The organism is Pseudomonas sp. StFLB209, assembly GCF_000829415.1.
In the GTDB taxonomy this organism is placed as follows: domain Bacteria; phylum Pseudomonadota; class Gammaproteobacteria; order Pseudomonadales; family Pseudomonadaceae; genus Aquipseudomonas.
The window spans coordinates 489,717-506,428 of the sequence record NZ_AP014637.1 but is presented as its reverse complement, the minus strand read 5'-3'; the positions used below and the strand labels follow the sequence as shown (position 1 = coordinate 506,428).

Annotated in this window: 14 protein-coding genes; 9 read left to right on the top strand and 5 right to left on the bottom strand. The window is 62.7% G+C overall.

The features are described from left to right. Positions 1-135: 135 nt before the first annotated feature. On the bottom strand, positions 136-1,026 hold the full coding sequence (locus PSCI_RS02285; RefSeq protein WP_045482305.1) for a LysR family transcriptional regulator: 891 nt from the start codon (positions 1,024-1,026) through the stop codon (positions 136-138). A gap of 477 nt (positions 1,027-1,503) precedes the next feature. Between PSCI_RS02285 and speB the strand changes: the two genes are divergently transcribed. The 6 genes from speB (at position 1,504) to PSCI_RS02255 (ending at position 9,201) form a co-directional block, all read left to right on the top strand. After that, complete coding sequence (speB, locus tag PSCI_RS02280) at positions 1,504-2,463, top strand: agmatinase (protein WP_045482302.1); 960 nt, start codon at positions 1,504-1,506, stop codon at positions 2,461-2,463. Further along, positions 2,460-2,849: a nuclear transport factor 2 family protein gene (locus PSCI_RS02275; protein WP_045482300.1), complete on the top strand. Its 390-nt coding sequence runs from the start codon at positions 2,460-2,462 to the stop codon at positions 2,847-2,849. The genes speB and PSCI_RS02275 overlap by 4 nt, the downstream gene beginning before the upstream one ends. Positions 2,850-3,067: 218 nt before the next feature. Continuing rightward, entirely contained in the window at positions 3,068-4,567 is a 1,500-nt protein-coding gene (locus PSCI_RS02270; protein ID WP_045482298.1) for a purine-cytosine permease family protein, read from the top strand. A gap of 64 nt (positions 4,568-4,631) precedes the next feature. Beyond that, positions 4,632-6,020 carry a sodium:solute symporter gene (locus PSCI_RS02265; RefSeq protein ID WP_045482295.1) on the top strand — a complete coding sequence of 463 codons (1,389 nt, stop codon included), beginning with the start codon at positions 4,632-4,634 and terminating at the stop codon, positions 6,018-6,020. Positions 6,021-6,058: 38 nt separating this feature from the next. Continuing rightward, positions 6,059-7,660: a 5-guanidino-2-oxopentanoate decarboxylase gene (locus tag PSCI_RS02260; RefSeq protein ID WP_045482292.1), complete on the top strand. Its 1,602-nt coding sequence runs from the start codon at positions 6,059-6,061 to the stop codon at positions 7,658-7,660. A gap of 116 nt (positions 7,661-7,776) precedes the next feature. After that, positions 7,777-9,201: an aldehyde dehydrogenase family protein gene (locus tag PSCI_RS02255; protein WP_045482289.1), complete on the top strand. Its 1,425-nt coding sequence runs from the start codon at positions 7,777-7,779 to the stop codon at positions 9,199-9,201. Positions 9,202-9,378: 177 nt separating this feature from the next. Here the strand turns inward: PSCI_RS02255 and PSCI_RS02250 are convergent, their stop codons facing one another. Beyond that, positions 9,379-10,365: an asparaginase gene (locus PSCI_RS02250; protein ID WP_045482286.1), complete on the bottom strand. Its 987-nt coding sequence runs from the start codon at positions 10,363-10,365 to the stop codon at positions 9,379-9,381. 182 nt (positions 10,366-10,547) lie between these two features. Continuing rightward, positions 10,548-11,996 (bottom strand): alanine/glycine:cation symporter family protein, encoded by a 1,449-nt coding sequence (locus PSCI_RS02245; protein WP_045482283.1) that lies wholly within the window; start codon positions 11,994-11,996, stop codon positions 10,548-10,550. Positions 11,997-12,164: 168 nt separating this feature from the next. On the opposite strand from PSCI_RS02245, the gene PSCI_RS02240 reads away from it, so the two are divergent. Continuing rightward, entirely contained in the window at positions 12,165-12,977 is an 813-nt protein-coding gene (locus PSCI_RS02240; RefSeq protein WP_045482280.1) for a helix-turn-helix domain-containing protein, read from the top strand. 304 nt (positions 12,978-13,281) lie between these two features. Then, on the top strand, positions 13,282-13,740 hold the full coding sequence (locus tag PSCI_RS02235; protein ID WP_045482277.1) for an REP-associated tyrosine transposase: 459 nt from the start codon (positions 13,282-13,284) through the stop codon (positions 13,738-13,740). Positions 13,741-13,916: 176 nt separating this feature from the next. Here PSCI_RS02235 and PSCI_RS02230 read toward each other — a convergent pair whose 3' ends face one another. Further along, positions 13,917-14,366 (bottom strand): Lrp/AsnC family transcriptional regulator, encoded by a 450-nt coding sequence (locus tag PSCI_RS02230; RefSeq protein WP_045482269.1) that lies wholly within the window; start codon positions 14,364-14,366, stop codon positions 13,917-13,919. 196 nt (positions 14,367-14,562) lie between these two features. Here PSCI_RS02230 and PSCI_RS02225 point away from each other — a divergent pair, with 196 nt between their 5' ends. Then, positions 14,563-15,693 carry a cysteine desulfurase family protein gene (locus PSCI_RS02225; protein WP_045482266.1) on the top strand — a complete coding sequence of 377 codons (1,131 nt, stop codon included), beginning with the start codon at positions 14,563-14,565 and terminating at the stop codon, positions 15,691-15,693. An 11-nt stretch (positions 15,694-15,704) separates the two neighbouring features. On the opposite strand, the gene PSCI_RS02220 is transcribed toward PSCI_RS02225, so the two are convergent. Beyond that, entirely contained in the window at positions 15,705-16,613 is a 909-nt protein-coding gene (locus PSCI_RS02220) for a MurR/RpiR family transcriptional regulator (RefSeq protein ID WP_045482263.1), read from the bottom strand. Between the last annotated feature and the right edge of the window lie 99 nt (positions 16,614-16,712).

Here is a 16,712-nt window from a genome sequence, read left to right as displayed (position 1 = left end):
ACCTTTCGCTCTCCAGACGTACCGGCACGGGTGAGTGTATTGCAGCGCCAGGAGCGTGGTTATGGCACAGTCCAGTCACGTGTCGACCCGCATTGAATGACGAGCTGGATGGCCGTCATCGCGATCTCTCAGCGGCTACCCCTCAAACCACCCCTTCAACCGATCCCGAAAACTCATAATCAACGGCTCCCGCGCCCGCCCTCTACGTATCGCCAGTTCAAACGGTGCCTGATACCCAAACACCGCTGGCAGCAACACCTTGAGCCGTTTCTGCTCCACCCACGTCTGGGCATAGTGCTCCGGCAAATACCCGATATACGCCCCTGACAGCACCAATATCAGCTGCGCTTCCATCGACTCCACGGTCGCTGCGCTGTGTTTGAAGCCGTGGCGGGCCAGTTCGGCCTGGCTCCAGTAGCCGCGGCCGACCATGCGTTGTTGGGTGATGGTTTGCGCCGGGATGCGGTGCTGGTCGAACAGTGGATGGCGGTCGCTGCAGTACAGCCAGTGTTGTTCGCGGTACAGGGCCTGGTACATGAGGCCGTTCATGCGCACCGAGAAGGCGCCGATGGCGAGGTCCAGGCGGTTTTCCTGGACGCCCAGTTGCAGTTGCGCGGGGCTGAGCACGGACAGGTGCAGGTGCACGGCGGGGTGTTCTTTGCTGTAGGCGCCGATGACATCGGCCAGCGGCAAGGCCGGGTCGCTGACGGTGGAGTCGAGCACGCCGAGGTTGAGGGTGCCGCGCAGTTCGCCTTTGAGGGCGGCGCTGTAGCGTTCGAAGCCTTCGAGTTCGGCCAGCAAGCGCAGGGTTTCCTGGTGGAACAGTTCGCCCTTGCTGGTCAGGCTGAAGCCGCCACGGCCCCGGTGGCAGAGCACGATGCCGAGCTGGGTTTCGAGCTGGCTCATGTAGGTGCTGATGGCCGAGGTCGAGAGGTTGAGTTCCTGCTGCGCCGCTGCAAAGCCCTGATGGCGCACCACGCAGGCGAAGATGCGCAGCAGTTTGAGGTCGGGCAGGGCAGAGGACATGGGGGCACCGGGCTTTGGACTGGTGGCAGTTTAATGGGGGTTGGGGTTTGTGGGGTAGGTGGGGGGGGGGCTGATGGGCCGTTTCGCTAGCGAGCTGGGGCCCATCAGTTTTGTGTCGTGCTCAAGTTCAGATTTGACTCTGATCTGCGGGAGGAACCAGGCGGTCGCCCATGAAATAGCCAGTAAGCCGGCCCGTCTGCAGTGGATGTGCCGCCGCATTCGTTGGCAAGCCAACTTCCACCGGGATCTGCGCCTTGCTCAGAAAGTAGGTATGACGCAAATCCGGTGGGAGGAAGCAAGTTCTGCTGGCGACTGCGGTGACTGAAGCTTCGCGGCTGAAGCCGCTCCTACGGGCGTCAGCCAGGCGGCTGATAGTTTAGAAATCTCTGAACTAAGTATTTGCCCGCAGCGATTCTTCTGCCTGCGGGGCGTCACCAGAATGGCCGCACACCAATTAGAACAATGTGAGGCCACCCCGTGGACAAGACCTTCCACCAGCCTTTGGGCGGCAACGAGATGCCCCGTTTCGGTGGTATCGCCACCATGTTGCGCCTGCCGCATGTGCAAAGCCCTGAAGAGCTGAACAAGCTCGACGCCGCGTTTGTCGGCATCCCGCTGGATATCGGTACGTCGCTGCGTTCCGGCACCCGTTTCGGGCCGCGGGAGATTCGTGCCGAGTCGGTGATGATCCGCCCTTACAACATGGCCACCGGCGCCGCGCCGTTCGATTCGCTGAACGTGGCGGACATTGGCGACGTTGCCATTAATACCTTCAACCTGCTGGATGCCGTGCGCATCATCGAGCAGGAATACGACCGCATTCTCGATCACGGCATCATCCCGCTGACGCTGGGCGGTGACCACACCCTGACCCTGCCGATCCTGCGCGCCATCAAGAAGAAGCACGGCAAGGTCGGGCTGGTGCATATCGATGCGCATGCCGACGTCAACGACCACATGTTCGGCGAGAAGATCGCCCACGGCACGACCTTCCGCCGCGCGCAGGAAGAGGGCCTGCTGGACAGCGACCGGGTGGTGCAGATCGGCCTGCGTGCCCAGGGTTATACCGCCGAGGATTTCAACTGGAGCCGCAAGCAGGGCTTTCGGGTGGTGCAGGCCGAACAGTGCTGGCACCAGTCGCTGACCCCGCTGATGGCTGAAGTGCGCGAGAAGGTCGGCGGCGGGCCGGTATATCTGTCCTTCGATATCGACGGCATCGACCCGGCCTGGGCGCCGGGCACCGGGACGCCGGAAGTCGGTGGCCTGACCACCATTCAGGCGCTGGAGATTATTCGCGGTTGCCAGGGGCTGGACTTGATCGGCTGCGATCTGGTTGAGGTGTCGCCGCCGTATGACACCACCGGCAATACCTCGCTGCTGGGCGCCAACCTGCTTTACGAAATGCTCTGTGTGCTGCCGGGGGTGGTGCGCCGATGAGCCGCGAGCTTGAGGTGCATGAAGCGGCGGCGGCGCTGGTGCGGGCCTTTGCCAGTAACGACACGGCGGCGTATTTCGGCTGTTTCAGTGCAGACGCCAGCTTTGTTTTTCATACCGTGGACAAGCGGTTGAACAGCCGGGCCGAGTACGAGGCGCTGTGGCGCGAGTGGCAGGCTGACGGCTTTGCCGTGCTGGGCTGTGAGTCGAGCAATGCCACGGTCAGTGTGCATGGGGAGGTGGCGATCTTTGTGCATGACGTCGCGACCCGGCTGCGGCTGGCGGGTGAGGACGTGGCGGTGCAAGAGCGCGAGACCATTGTGTTTCGCCGTGAGGGCCAGCGCTGGGTGGCGTGGCATGAGCATTTGTCGGCTGTGACGGCCGGATGACGGTGGCGCTGTTTGGGTCGCTGTAGGAGCGGCTTCAGCCGCGAATGGTAGCCAGCATTCCCGGCTGAAGCCGGTCCTACGGGACCGCACAGGACCGGCAGGTCGGCAACATTACAAGAATCAGATCCAACCTTCCGCCCGGGGTTAACGGGCGGCCATAAAGGGTCAGCGTGCCTGCGCTGGCCTTACAACAACCGTGACAGGCGCTGGAGTTACCCATGAGTCATTCGACTGGTATCGAAACCTTTGGTGTCGAGCAGATCCCCGACAACCAACGCGATGCATCCCCCATTGATCTGTTCCGGCTGATCTTCGGCGGGGCCAATACCTTTTCCACGGCGGTGCTGGGCAGTTTCCCGGTGTTGTTCGGGCTGTCGTTCCAGGCCGGGGTCTGGGCGATTGTGCTGGGGGTGGCAGTCGGTGCGCTGATCCTGGCGCCGATGGGGCTGTTTGGTGCGCTCAACGGCACCAACAATGCGGTGTCGTCCGGGGCACATTTTGGCGTGCACGGGCGGATCGTCGGCTCATTCCTGTCGTTGCTCACGGCGGTGGCGTTCTTCTCGCTGTCGGTGTGGAGTTCTGGCGATGCCTTGGTCGGCGGCGCGCAGCGCTTGGTCGGCCTGCCGGAAAACGACCTGAGTCTGGGCCTGGCCTACGGGTTGTTTGCGGTGCTGGTGCTGGTGGTGTGCATCTTTGGCTTTCGCTTCATGTTGTGGGTTAACAAGATTGCGGTGTGGGCGTCGAGCCTGTTGTTCTTGCTGGGCATCGCAGCCTTTGCCGGGCCGTTCGATGCGGGCTATGCCGGTAGCGTGAATCTCGGCCATGCCGGGTTCTGGGCGGCATTCGTTGGCGCGGCGTTATTGGCGATGAGCAACCCGGTGTCGTTCGGCGCGTTTCTCGGCGACTGGTCGCGCTATATCCCGCGTGAAACCTCCAAAGTTCGCATCATGCTCGCCGTACTGGCGGCCCAGGCCGGCACCTTGATTCCGTTCCTGTTCGGCCTGTGTACCGCCACGCTGGTGGCCAGTCAGGCGCCGCAGTACATCGAGGCCAATAACTATGTCGGTGGTCTGCTGGCGATTGCGCCGGGCTGGTTCTTCCTGCCGGTGTGCCTGATTGCGGTGATCGGCGGGCTGTCGACCGGCACCACGGCGCTGTACGGCACCGGCCTGGACATGTCGAGCATGTTCCCGCAGCTGCTCAGCCGCGCCGGCGCCACGCTGCTGATCGGTGTGGCGGCCATCGCCTTTATCTTCATCGGCCGGTTTGCCTTCAACCTGGTGCAGAGCGTGTCGACCTTTGCGGTGCTGATCATCACCTGCACCAGCCCGTGGATGGTGGTGATGATCCTCGGCCTGATCACCCGGCGCGGCTTTTACCACGCCGATGATTTGCAGGTGTTCACCCGTGGCGAGCGCGGCGGCCATTACTGGTTTCACCACGGCTGGAACTGGCGCGGCCTGGGGGCGTGGTTGCCCAGCGCGGCGCTGGGCCTGTGCTTCGTCAACCTGCCGGGGCAGTTTGTCGGGCCACTGGGCGAACTGGCCGGCGGCATCGATATCAGCCTGCCGATCACTCTGGGTATGGCGGCGCTGCTGTACCTGACCCTGCTCAATACCTTTGCGGAACCGGCCGCTGTCTACGGCCCGGCCGGCCCGCGCTGGGTGCGCTGCAAGCAGCCCGGTGCTGCCCCGCTAAACAACGCCTCACCGGTCTGATCGCCTTGCCAATTCCGGGCGCGTGCGGGCCCGGACCCTTTCCAGATAAAACGAGAAAAAGAGCATGATCCTGGATATCTCCGTTGTCCTTTTGTACGCCCTCGGCATGCTGTTGCTGGGCTGGTACGGCATGCGCCGGGCGCGTAACCCGGAAGAGTTTCTGGTCGCCGGGCGTAACCTCGGGCCGGCCTTCTATATGGGCACCATGGCGGCCACGGTGCTCGGCGGTGCGGCCACGGTCGGCACGGTGCGGCTGGGTTATGTGCATGGCCTGTCGGGTTTCTGGCTGTGTGCGGCGTTGGGGGTGGGCATCATCGTGCTCAACCTGTTCCTCGCCCGGCCGTTGCTGAAGCTGCGGATCTTTACCGTGACCCAGATTCTGGAGCGGCGCTACACGCCCATGGCCCGTCAGGCCAGTGCGGTGATCATGTTTGCCTATGCGCTGATGATCGGCGTGGTCTCGACCCTGGCCATCGGTACTGTGCTGCAGGTGCTGTTTGCGCTGCCGTTCTGGTCGGCGCTGCTGCTCGGTGGCGGCGTGGTGGTGGTGTATTCGAGCATCGGCGGCATGTGGTCGCTGACCCTGACCGATATCGTCCAGTTCGTGATCAAGACCGTCGGCCTGATGTTCGTCCTGCTGCCGATCTGCCTGTACCGCGTCGGCGGCTGGGATGAGCTGGTGGCGCGGCTGCCGTCCAGCGCGTTCAGCCTGACCACCATCGGCTACGACACCATCATCACCTACTTTTTGATCTACTTCTTCGGCATCCTGATTGGCCAGGACATCTGGCAACGGGTGTTCACTGCCCGCAGTGAGGGCGTGGCGCGGGTGGCGGGCAGCATGGCCGGGGTTTACTGCGTGATCTACGGCCTGGTCGGTGCGCTGATCGGCATGTGCGCCAAGGTGCTGCTGCCGGAGCTGGACTCGCCGAACAACGCCTTTGCCGCGATCGTGAAAAGCGCCTTGCCTGATGGCATTCGTGGTCTGGTGATCGCGGCGGCGCTGGCGGCGATGATGTCCACTGCCAGTGCCGGCCTGCTTGCCGCCTCGACCACCATCACCGAAGACCTGCTGCCGCGCCTGCGCGGTGGGCGTGAGTCGAGCCTGGGCATGGCGCGCTTGTTCACCCTGCTGACCGGCTTGCTGATGCTGGCCATCGCCTTGATCGTCAACGACGTGATCGGCGCCCTGACCCTGGCCTATAACCTGCTGGTCGGTGGCATCCTGATCCCGATGCTGGGCGCCATTTACTGGAAACGTGCGACCACCGCCGGTGCCATCGCCAGCATGAGCCTCGGCTGCCTGGCGGCGCTGGTGTTCATGTTCAAGGACGGTCTGGAAGCCAACACGCCGATCTATTACAGCCTGAGCCTGGGGCTGGTGAGTTTTGTGCTGGTCAGTTTGCTGACCCGCCCCCGCCCTGCGGCTGAACACACTGTGCAAGCGGGCTGAGCGCGTTATCCATGTCTAATTTCAATCAGGAACCGGCCATGACCACCTGTGGAGAATTCCTCGTCAAACAACTGCAAGCCTGGGGCGTCGATACGGTATTCGGCATCCCCGGTGTGCACACCGTTGAGCTGTATCGCGGCCTGCCGAGCAGCGGCATCCGCCACATCACCCCGCGCCATGAACAGGGCGCGGGTTTTATGGCCGACGGTTATGCGCGGGTCAGCGGCCAGCCGGGTGTGTGCTTCATCATCACCGGGCCGGGCATGACCAACATCCTTACCGCCATGGGCCAAGCCTACGCCGACTCGATCCCAATGCTGGTAATCAGCAGCGTGAATGAACGCGCGCGGCTCGGGCTGGGCAAGGGTTACCTGCACGAACTGCCCAACCAGCGGGCGATGGTCGCCGGGGTCAGCGCCTTCAGCCATACCCTGATGAGCGTTGAGGAACTGCCCGCCGTGCTGGCCCGCGCCTTTGCGGTGTTCGACAGCCAGCGGCCACGGCCGGTGCATATCGAGTTGCCGCTGGACATCATTACTGCGCCGGCCGATCACTTGGTGCTTGCGCCGCGCTGCCGGGTGCCGCGCCCGGTAGCGGAGGCGGGGGCCATCGCTGAAGCTGCACGGCGGCTGAGCCAGGCCCAACGTCCCTTGCTGTTGCTGGGCGGCGGGTGTGTCGAAGCGGTGCAGGAGGCGGCGGAACTGGCCACCCGGCTCGACGCACCGACTGCACTGACCATCAATGCCAAGGGCTTGCTGCCGGGTGATCATCCGCTGCTGCTGGGCAGCAACCAGTCGTTGGTGCCGGTGCGGCAACTGGCGCTGCACGCCGATGTGGTTCTGGCGATTGGCACCGAACTGGGCGAGACCGATTACGACGTGGTGTTCGATGGCAATTTCCGGGTTGGCGGCGAGCTGATCCGCATCGACATCGACGCCGAACAACTGACCCGCAACCATGCGCCGGCTCTGGCGATTATCAGTGATGCACGCCAGGCCATGCAGGCGCTGTTGGCGCTATTGCCGGCCCGGACGTTGAGCGCCGACAGCCCCGGCGCCCAACGTGCCGCCGAGGTGCGCGGGCAATTGGCCGAGGATTTTAGTGGCTGGGCGCATTACCGGCGGTTGTTCGACGCTGTGCTGGAGGTGTTACCCGAAGCGCGTTTTGTCGGCGACTCGACCCAGACCGTGTACAGCGGCAACCACCTGATGGAACTGCCCGGCCCGCGCCGCTGGTTCAACTCGTCCACCGGCTACGGCACTTTGGGTTACGGCCTGCCGGCCGCCATAGGCGCCAAACTGGCCGAGCCGGGGCGACCGGTGATCAGCCTGATGGGCGACGGCGGCATGCAGTTCAGCCTGCCGGAACTGGCCAGCGCCGTGGAGGCGCAGGTCGCGATCATCGTGCTGCTGTGGAATAACCAGGGCTATGGCGAGATCAAAAGCTACATGCAGCGCCGCGACATCACCCCGTTGGGCGTGGATATCTATACCCCTGATTTTCTGACCATCGCCCGCGGCTTCGGCTGCGCCGCCGAACGCGCCCGCGACCATGCGCATTTACAAGCGCTGCTGCGCGAAGCGCCGAGTGATCGACCGTTGATTATCGAAATCAACCAGGCACCGCCGTTTGCGCCTTGATATCGGCTTGACCCTGCAGGAGCGACCGGGCGGTGATCTGCGTTAGCGGCGAAGCCTTCGCGGCTGAAGCCGCTCCTACAACGCGCATTCCATTTCACACTCTGGAAAGACTGACCATGCACACCCCTCATTACATCAACGGCCAGTGGCTGACCGGCGAGGGCGATGACGTCCTTGTGGTACACGACCCGGCGCTCGGTCAGCCCATCGCCGAGCTGATCTCGGCCAGCGCCGCCCAGGTCGATCAGGCGGTCGCCGCCGCCCGTTTGGCCTTGCCGGGCTGGAAGGCCACGCCGGTTGCCGAGCGCGCCGCCATCCTGCGCCAGTTTGCCGGGCAACTGACTCAGCGCCGTGAAGCCTTGATCACCCTGCAAATGCGCAACAACGGCAAACCCCGGCATGAGGCCGAGGTGGATCTCGACGATGCCGTGGCGACCTTCAACTACTACGCCAACCTGATCGAAACCCAGCCCGCCGACCGCCAGGTCGAGTTGGCGGCACCGGGCTTCACTGCGCGCACCCGCCTGGAGCCGGTGGGTGTGGTGGGCCTGATCGTGCCGTGGAATTTCCCGCTGGTCACCAGCGCCTGGAAGCTCGCCCCGGCCTTGGCGGCGGGCTGCACCGTGGTGCTCAAACCGTCGGAAATCACCCCGTTGATCGAGCAGACCTACGGCCAGATCGCCGAGCAACTTGGCTTGCCCGTCGGCGTTTTGAACATCGTTACCGGCAAGGCCGCCACCGGCGCGGCGCTCAGCGAGCACCGCGGCCTCGACAAGCTGTCGTTCACCGGCAGCAACGGCGTCGGCAGCCAGGTGATGCGCAGCGCTGCTGCTTATTGCCGACCGGTGACCCTGGAACTGGGTGGCAAGTCGGCATTTATCGTGTTCGATGATTGCGACCCGGACCAGGCCGTCGACTGGATCGTTGCAGGGATCTGCTGGAACGCCGGGCAAATGTGTTCGGCCACCTCGCGCTTGTTGATTCAGGACGGCATTGCCGAAGCGTTGATTCCGCGCTTGCAGGCGGCCTTTGCTGCGTTGCGTGTGGGTAACCCGCTGACCGAAGACATCGACATGGGCCCGCTGACCAGCGAGGCGCAATGGCAAAAGGTTACTGAGTATCTGGCGATTGCCCGTAACGAGGGGTTGCAGTGCCTGGCCGGTGGTTCAGTGCCGCAGCGCGCCGGCTGGTTCGTCAGCCCGACGCTGTATGTCGACGTGCCAGACAGCAGCCGCCTGTGGCAGGAAGAAATCTTCGGCCCGGTGTTGTGCACCCGGCGTTTCAGCACCGAACAACAGGCCATTGCCCTGGCCAATGACAGCCGCTTCGGCCTGGTTGCCACGGTGGCCAGCGCAGACCTCGAACGTGCCGAGCGGGTCGCCGATGCGCTGGAAGTGGGGCATGTGTGGATCAACTCGGTCCAGGCGGTGTTTGTCGAAACCTCCTGGGGCGGCACCAAGGCCAGCGGCATCGGCCGCGAGCTGGGGCCGTGGGGGCTGGCAGCGTATCAGTCGGTCAAGCACGTGACCCGTTGCCTGTAGGAGATCGCCCGCCGCCTCGGCCGCGCTGTCGCGCAGCATGCCTTTGTGGGAGCGACCTTGGTCGCGAAGACTGCCGCACATTCGCAGTAGATGCTGTGACTTTACTGGCCTCTTCACGAGCAACCGGAGCGCCGGCCGGCTGCTCCCACCGGGGCATCGATGTAAATCAATGACCCCTCACTCGCTACGCTCGCCACACAAGTCCAGCACAAACAACTGCTCAACCTCTTTCTGCGTCAACCCCGCGCCAATCAGCGCAAACAGTTTGCCCAGCGCTGCTTCGCGGGTCATGCCACCGCCAGACACCAAGCCGGCCGAGGCCAGTTGGCTGCCCGCCGCGTACACACCAAACTCCACATGCCCTTGCGGACACTGGCTGATAGCGGCCAGCACCACGCCTTGGGCATGCGCCTGACGCAGTACCTCGAGCAGTTCGGCGTTGTCCGAAGGCCCGGTGCCGCTGCCGTAGCATTCCAGCAGCAGGCCCTGTACGCCGCTGCCCAGCAGGGCGCGCAGGTGTTCGGCGCGCAGGCCGGGAACCAGTGGCAGGCTGAGCAGATTGACCGCTTCGCGCGGCTGGCGGTAGTCGATGCTCGCTGGCAACTCGGCCAGGTGCTCGCCCTGACGCAGACGCGGCATCACCTGGAAGGCATCGAAGGCATCGCTGCGCAGCTTGCTGACCCGGGCGCCGTGCATCAGCGCACCATTGAAATACAAGTGCACGCCCGCTGGCACACCGTCGTGCAGGGCTTGCAGGGCACCGAACAGGTTGGGCCAGGCATCGCTGTTGTCAGCGCCGGCCGGCAGCATCGAGCCGGTCAGTACCACTGGCACTGGCAGGCCCAGCAGCAGGAAACTCAGCGCCGCTGCGCTGTAGGCCAGGGTATCGGTGCCATGCAGCACCAGCACGCCGTCGCACCCTTGTTCTACGCCCTGCTGGATCGCCGCGACCATCGCCAGCCAGTTGCTCTGACTCATGTTGGCGCTGTCGATCAGCGGTAGCAGCTCGCGGAAGGTCCACGCGGGCACTTGTTGCGGTTGCTCAGCCTGCTGGGCACGCAGGCGTGCTTCAAAACCGGAAGCCGGGGCCAGGCCGTCGGCGCTCATCTGCATGCCAATCGTGCCACCGGTATAGAGCACGAGAAGGTTTTGCACGGCGGGCATAACGATTTCCTTATTAGAGTTAGGGATTTGGAAACGGGCAGGATAGCGCCGATTGCCTTGTGAGGCAGGCGGCAAATCCGGTTTCCTGAAAATTAGCGTGCCGCTTTGCTCAGGCGGAGCAGAAGCGGCAGCAAGAAGGGGGCCAGCGAACGGCAGCGAATGTGTCGTTCGCTCAGCGAGACTCAGCGTTGAGTCTGCAAGCCTTCAGCGGTGGCAGTAGCTTGCACGCTGTCGGCGGCCTTGACCGCAGGCCACGAAGCGCGGTCCAGGTCCAGGTCGGTGAACTTCGAACCGTCGAACACGGGTTGCTCGATACCGGCCTTGCGCTGCTCGTCGTAGTCTTTCATCACCCGCAGGCCGATTTTGATCAGCATGGCCAGGGCGGTCAGGTTGACGAATGCCAGGCAGGTCATGGTGATGTCGGCGAAGGCGAACACGGTGCCCAGGTTCTGCATCGAACCCCAGCAGATCAGCGCCAGTACCATGCCACGGTAGGTCAGCAGGGCGACCTTACTGCGGCCGAACATGAACTGCAGGGCGTTTTCACCGAGGTAGTAGTTGTAGAGGATGCAGGTGAACACGAACAGGCTCAGCGCGACGCTGATGAACGTGCGACCCCAGTCACCTACCACCGCGGCCAGCGAGTTTTGCGCCAGGACGATGCCGTCGCCGCTATAGCCCACGTCGTAGATGCCCGACAGCAGAATCAGCAGCGCGGTGCAGGTGCAGATCACGAAGGTGTCGAGGAACACGCTGAACGCCTGAACCACACCCTGTGCCGCCGGGTGCTTGACCGAGGCTACGGCCGCCACGTTCGGGGCGCTGCCCAGACCGGCTTCGTTGGCGAACACGCCGCGCTTGACACCCATTACGATGGCGCTGCCGATCAGGCCGCCGAACACCGGGTCCAGACCGAAGGCGCTCTTGACGATGGTCATCAGCATGGCCGGTACGTGTTCGATCTGGATGGCGATGACGTAGATGGTCACCGCGATGTAGATCAGGGTTTTGACTGGCACCAACAGGTCAGAGACCGCAGCAATACGCTTGATGCCGCCGAGGAATACCAGCGCCAGCAGCACGGCCAGGGCGATACCGCTGTACTGGACCGGGATGTCGAAGGCGTTTTGCAGCGAGTGGGTCACGGTGTACGACTGCAGGCCGTTGAACGCCAGGCCGTAGGTGACCAGCAGCAGGACCGCAAAGGTCATGGCCATCCAGCGCAGCTTCAGGCCGTGCTGAATGTAGTAGGCCGGGCCGCCACGGTACAGGCCGTCACCGTCGCTGCGCTTGTAGACCTGGGCCAGGGTACATTCGAAGTAACTGCTCGACATGCCCACCAGTGCGGTGACCCACATCCAGAACACGGCGCCTGGGCCACCGAGGGTGACCGCGATGCCGACACCGGCGATGTTACCGGCGCCAACGCGGCCGGCGAGGCTGAGCATCAATGCTTGAAACGAGCTGAGTTGCCCGCCGCTGCTGCGCAGCGATTCCTTGAACACGCTGAACATGTGGATGAAGTGGCGGAACTGGACGAAGCGCGAGCGCAGGGTGAAGTAGCTACCCAGGCCGACGATAAGCACGATCAACACCTTCCCGGACAGGAAGTCGTTCAGTACTTCGAGCATGATGAGAATCCTCGATTCTTCTTGTGATTGTTGGCACGCCAAGGCGACGCGTTATGCGGTGGCTGATTTTTGAGCAAGACATTTGCCGAAACAATTTCGCGGGTCGATCCGATATGGCGCTACTTGATGCTATATTGGCACCAGTCGCGTCATCTGAGCCGTCTATCCATGTCCAGTCATCTTGGTGAAAACCTGCGCCTGTTGTGCAGCCACTACCGCTCTATTGCGCAGGTCTGCCGCAAGCTCGGCCTCAACCGTGCGCAGTTCAACCGCTACCTGTCCGGCGAAAGCCAGCCGACGGCCTACAACCTGAAAAAGATCGGTGATTTTTTCGGCGTCGAAACCTATGAACTCGGCCTGCCGGGCGAGCAGTTCGCCCGCCTGATCGGCGCACGCGGCAACCACGTGGGGGCGCCGGCGCAGCAAGATGCGCTACAGACCTTGCTCCAGCCCCTGCGCGACCACTCCGGCGACCTGACCCGCTACTGCGGTTACTACTTCGAATACGCCAACTGCATGTCAGTGCCAGGCACCATCCTGCTGTCACTGGTGCACATGCGCGAAGAGGGCGGGGTGTTCATGTTCGAACGCCAGGAGCGCCAGGTGCTGTCCAGTGGCGGGCAAGTCGAAGAGTCGGCGCGCTGCCGCTATCTGGGCGCGGCCTTCCAGTTGCAAGACCGGCTGTTTTTGATCGACTACGAGTCACTGACCTTCAACGAAGTCAGCCAGACCATCCTGATTCCCAGCTTCAAAAGCCGCATCACCCGCCTCAACGGCCTGAAAACCGGCGTCTCCAGCGGCGACCGCCGCACCCCGGCCTGCACCCGCGTGGTCTGGGAGTTTCTCGGCACCGAGATCAACCGCATCAGCGCCTACCGGCAAGTGATGCTGTATGCGCCTGATGACCCACGCATAGATCCAGAGATCCGCCAGATACTGGCGCATGCGCCGGTGAGGGATGGGTTGTTTGAGGTGGAGTGAGGCTATCTTGCGGCCTGGCTCGGTCTCGGTGGGAGTTGGCTTGCCGACGAATACTGCGTTATATCCACAGCAGATTTGCCGGTTGACCTGGCCCTTTCGGCGGCAAGCCACCTCCCACCGGGTTTGTGTCGTACCTGCTACTTGAGTAAGACACAAATCCGGTGGGAGTGGCCGGCCGGCGCTCCGGGCAGCCGACGGCAGCGTCACTGGCCTCGGTAAGGCAACATTCTGGAAAAATCCAGGCCGCCGAAGATCCTGCGCGCCACTTACCTTCTGCTGTTTACCCAAAAGCAAGGAGCAGGGAATGTCTGGCAGGTTTTGTTCGGGCTCGCTACGCAGGGGGCGTGTATCCATCAGCGGCCAGGTTTACCTGGTGACAACCGTGACATTGGGCCGGTCCCGGTTGTTCAATGACTGGCGACTGGGCCGATTGGTGGTTGCAGAACTGCGTCATGCGCAGGATCTGGGGTTGGTCCGTTCGTTGGCCTGGGTGGTGATGCCGGATCATTTGCACTGGATGTTTGAATTACGTAGCGGGACGCTCACGCAAGTGATGCGCCGGGTCAAATCCAGAAGCGCGATTGCCCTTAACAGGGCCATAGGTGGACAGGGGTGTTTGTGGCAGGAGGGTTTTCATGACAAGGCATTACGCAGAGAAGAGGAACTGCTTGATACCGCCCGCTACATCATTGCCAATCCGCTGCGAGCCGGGCTGGTGCGCACTGTCAGTGATTATCCGTTGTGGGATGCAGTGTGGTTGTAAGCCGATGAATCACATCAGTAGGCCCGCCCTCTTCGGCGGCAACCGGAGCGCCGGCCGGCCACTCCCAGCGGTCCGGCGTGATGCCTGCTACTTGAGTTCGCCGCGAGCTCGGTGGGAGTTGGCTCCGCCGACGAATGCAGCGCATCGCGCTGCCAGCCAGTCTGACCACCGGAGCGCTACAACGGCAACGACGTCGTCGATTTGATCTGCTCCATCGCGAAGCTGGAGCTGATGTCGGTAATGCCCGGTATCTGGATCAGTTGTTTGTACACCACGTCGTACCCCGCGATATCCGGCACCACCAGCCGCAGCAGGTAATCCGTCACGCCGGCCATGCGGTACAGCTCGACCACTTCCCTGATTTCGCTGACCCGCCGGTGGAAGGTCTCCAGCCATTCCAGATCGTGGCGGCTGGTGCGCACGAAGGCGAATACCGTGACCGGTACGCCGACTTGCTTGGGGCTCAGCAGCGCCACGCGCTTGAGGATCACGCCGGTTTCTTCCAGCTTCTGGATGCGTCGCCAGCAGGCGGTGTTGCTCAGCCCGACCCGCTCGGCGATGTTGGCCAGGGCGATGGTGCAGTCCTGTTGCAGCAGCTCCAGAATCGCTTTATCGAATTTATCCACTCAGTCACCTTCAGGCGTCACTTGGCCTGGATTTACCCATTAAGCCCGGTTGTGGAATTCTATTTCTTTTTATTGTGTTTAACCGGAATAAGTTTCTATAAAAGGTCGATTCCGTTCTTTATTTATCAATCGGTTTTCCTGGGTTCGGCTCTATCATTTTTCCATCCTTCACCGACCCGGTTATCCGTGAACGCCCATGTCTGAACTCTATTTCGATTACGCCGCTACCACCCCCATCGATGATCGTGTCGTCACTGACATGCTGGCCTACATGGGCCAGCGCGCGGTTTTTGGTAACCCCGCTTCCAGTTCTCATCAACATGGTCTGCAGGCGCGCCTGGCCGTGGAGCAGGCGCGCCAACAGGTGGCGGCGTTGATCGGCGCCAAGCCTGAGCAGATGGTCTGGACTTCCGGCGCGACCGAATCCAACAATCTGGCGCTCAAAGGTGTCTGCGCGATGGCGCCCGAAGGGCGGCGTCATCTGATCAGCAGTTGCATCGAGCACAAGGCGGTGATCGACAGCGTCAGGCAACTGGAGCAGCAGGGCCATGAAGTGACCTGGCTCAAGCCCGGCAGCGATGGCCTGATTCACCCGCAGATGGTCGCTGATGCGTTGCGTGAAGACACGCTGTTGGTGTCACTGATGCTGGTCAACAACGAGCTGGGCACCCTGACTGATGTTCAGCGCATCGGCCAGATCGTGCGTGCGCATGGCGCGCTGTTGCATGTCGATGCGGCGCAGGCGACCGGCAAGGTGGCCATCGACCTGGCCAGCCTGGCGGTGGACCTGATGTCCATTTCGGCGCACAAGACCTATGGCCCCAAGGGCATTGGTGCTCTATATGTCGGCGAGCGTGCCCGTGGTGTGTTGGAGGCGCAGATTCATGGCGGCGGGCATGAGCAGGGGCTGCGCTCCGGCACCCTGGCCACCCACCAGATCGTCGGTATGGGCCGTGCCTATGCCTTGGCGGCTGAAGAAATGCATTCGGAGTTCGAGCGTATTGAGCGGCTGTCAGCGCGGCTGAGCGAAGTGCTGCTGACCCTGCCAGGGGTGCGTCTGAACGGTGACCCGGTGCAGCGTATCCCGCATACCCTGAACGTCAGCATCGAGCGCTTTGCCTTCAGCCCTGCGGCCTTTACCGGCCAGATCGCCCTGTCTTCGACCTCGGCGTGCAACTCGGCCAGCAATGCGCCTTCGCATGTGCTGCTGGCGCTGGGCCTCAACCCCATGCAGGCCGGTCAGTCGATGCGCATCAGCCTGGGACGCTTTACCACCGATGAGGATGTGGATCAGGCCATTGAGGTGGTGCTTCAGCGTTTGGGCTGACGAACACCCCCTCAGTCATCCTCATCCAGATTCAGCTGGATCTCGTCCAGCTTCAACTCCAGGCGATAACCCACGGCCAGGAACAGCGCCTGGCACAGGCACAGGGTGGCGCTGAGTGAGCGAAAGGCGAAGGCGCTGCCTTCACTGACCAGCAGCAACGAGCTGGCCCGTTTGGCCAGCGGTGACAGGGTGCTGTCGGTGATGATCAGCGTGTCGGCCTGGTTGTGCTGGGCGATGCGCACGCACTGCTGGCTTTCCTTGCCGTAGGGGCTGAAGCTGATGGCGACCAGCAGGTCGCCGGCGCGGATGCTGCGCATTTGCTCGCGGTAGCCGCCGCCGATACCGCTGACCAGATGGATGCGTTTGTTGGTGTGCTGCAGGTTGTACACCAGATAGTCGGCCACGGCGAAAGAGCGGCGCACACCCACCACATAGATATTGTCAGCATTGACCAGCAGGTCTACGGCTTTCTCAAAGGCCTTGTCGTCCAGATCCTCACACAGCCGGTCCAGGCCTGAGCGGGTCGCGTTGATGCACTCGCGCGCCAGATCGGCGCTGGCTGCGCGCTGGCTCTTGTTGGCGATCATGCTGCGGATGCGCTGCTGGTAGTTCTGCACCGGTGTGGTCTTGTGCGTATAGGCTTCGCGAAACAGCGCCTGCATCTCGCTGAAGCCCTTGAAACCGAAGCGCTGAGAAAACCGCACGATGGCCGAAGGGTGGACTTCGCATTGCTGGGCGATATCGCTGATGCGATCGACCATCACCCGGTCGCTCTGCTGGCTGATATAACCGGCCACGCGCTTGAGTTGGCGCGGCAACGCTTCGTAGTCCTCGGTAATCAGCTGCAGCAACTGCTCGACGGTGGAAGGGGCTTCCGGCGTCTGGCCGCTGGTGGGCGATTCGGACGAAGCGATTGGCATACGGGACCTCAATCATCTTGTTTTGACATCGCACGTTACAGCATTCATGGGCTGACGTCGAAAGCTTGCACGTTGGCTGGCAGGGTAACGGATGTTGAG

Bases quoted from the DNA above. Each gene is read 5' to 3' on its own strand.
- PSCI_RS02285 (WP_045482305.1), bottom strand. From the start codon at position 1,026: ATGTCCTCTGCCCTGCCCGACCTCAAACTGCTGCGCATCTTCGCCTGC.
- PSCI_RS02275 (WP_045482300.1), top strand. From the start codon at position 2,460: ATGAGCCGCGAGCTTGAGGTGCATGAAGCGGCGGCGGCGCTGGTGCGG.
- PSCI_RS02270 (WP_045482298.1), top strand. From the start codon at position 3,068: ATGAGTCATTCGACTGGTATCGAAACCTTTGGTGTCGAGCAGATCCCC.
- PSCI_RS02265 (WP_045482295.1), top strand. From the start codon at position 4,632: ATGATCCTGGATATCTCCGTTGTCCTTTTGTACGCCCTCGGCATGCTG.
- PSCI_RS02260 (WP_045482292.1), top strand. From the start codon at position 6,059: ATGACCACCTGTGGAGAATTCCTCGTCAAACAACTGCAAGCCTGGGGC.
- PSCI_RS02255 (WP_045482289.1), top strand. From the start codon at position 7,777: ATGCACACCCCTCATTACATCAACGGCCAGTGGCTGACCGGCGAGGGC.
- PSCI_RS02250 (WP_045482286.1), bottom strand. From the start codon at position 10,365: ATGCCCGCCGTGCAAAACCTTCTCGTGCTCTATACCGGTGGCACGATT.
- PSCI_RS02245 (WP_045482283.1), bottom strand. From the start codon at position 11,996: ATGCTCGAAGTACTGAACGACTTCCTGTCCGGGAAGGTGTTGATCGTG.
- PSCI_RS02240 (WP_045482280.1), top strand. From the start codon at position 12,165: ATGTCCAGTCATCTTGGTGAAAACCTGCGCCTGTTGTGCAGCCACTAC.
- PSCI_RS02235 (WP_045482277.1), top strand. From the start codon at position 13,282: ATGTCTGGCAGGTTTTGTTCGGGCTCGCTACGCAGGGGGCGTGTATCC.
- PSCI_RS02225 (WP_045482266.1), top strand. From the start codon at position 14,563: ATGTCTGAACTCTATTTCGATTACGCCGCTACCACCCCCATCGATGAT.
- PSCI_RS02220 (WP_045482263.1), bottom strand. From the start codon at position 16,613: ATGCCAATCGCTTCGTCCGAATCGCCCACCAGCGGCCAGACGCCGGAA.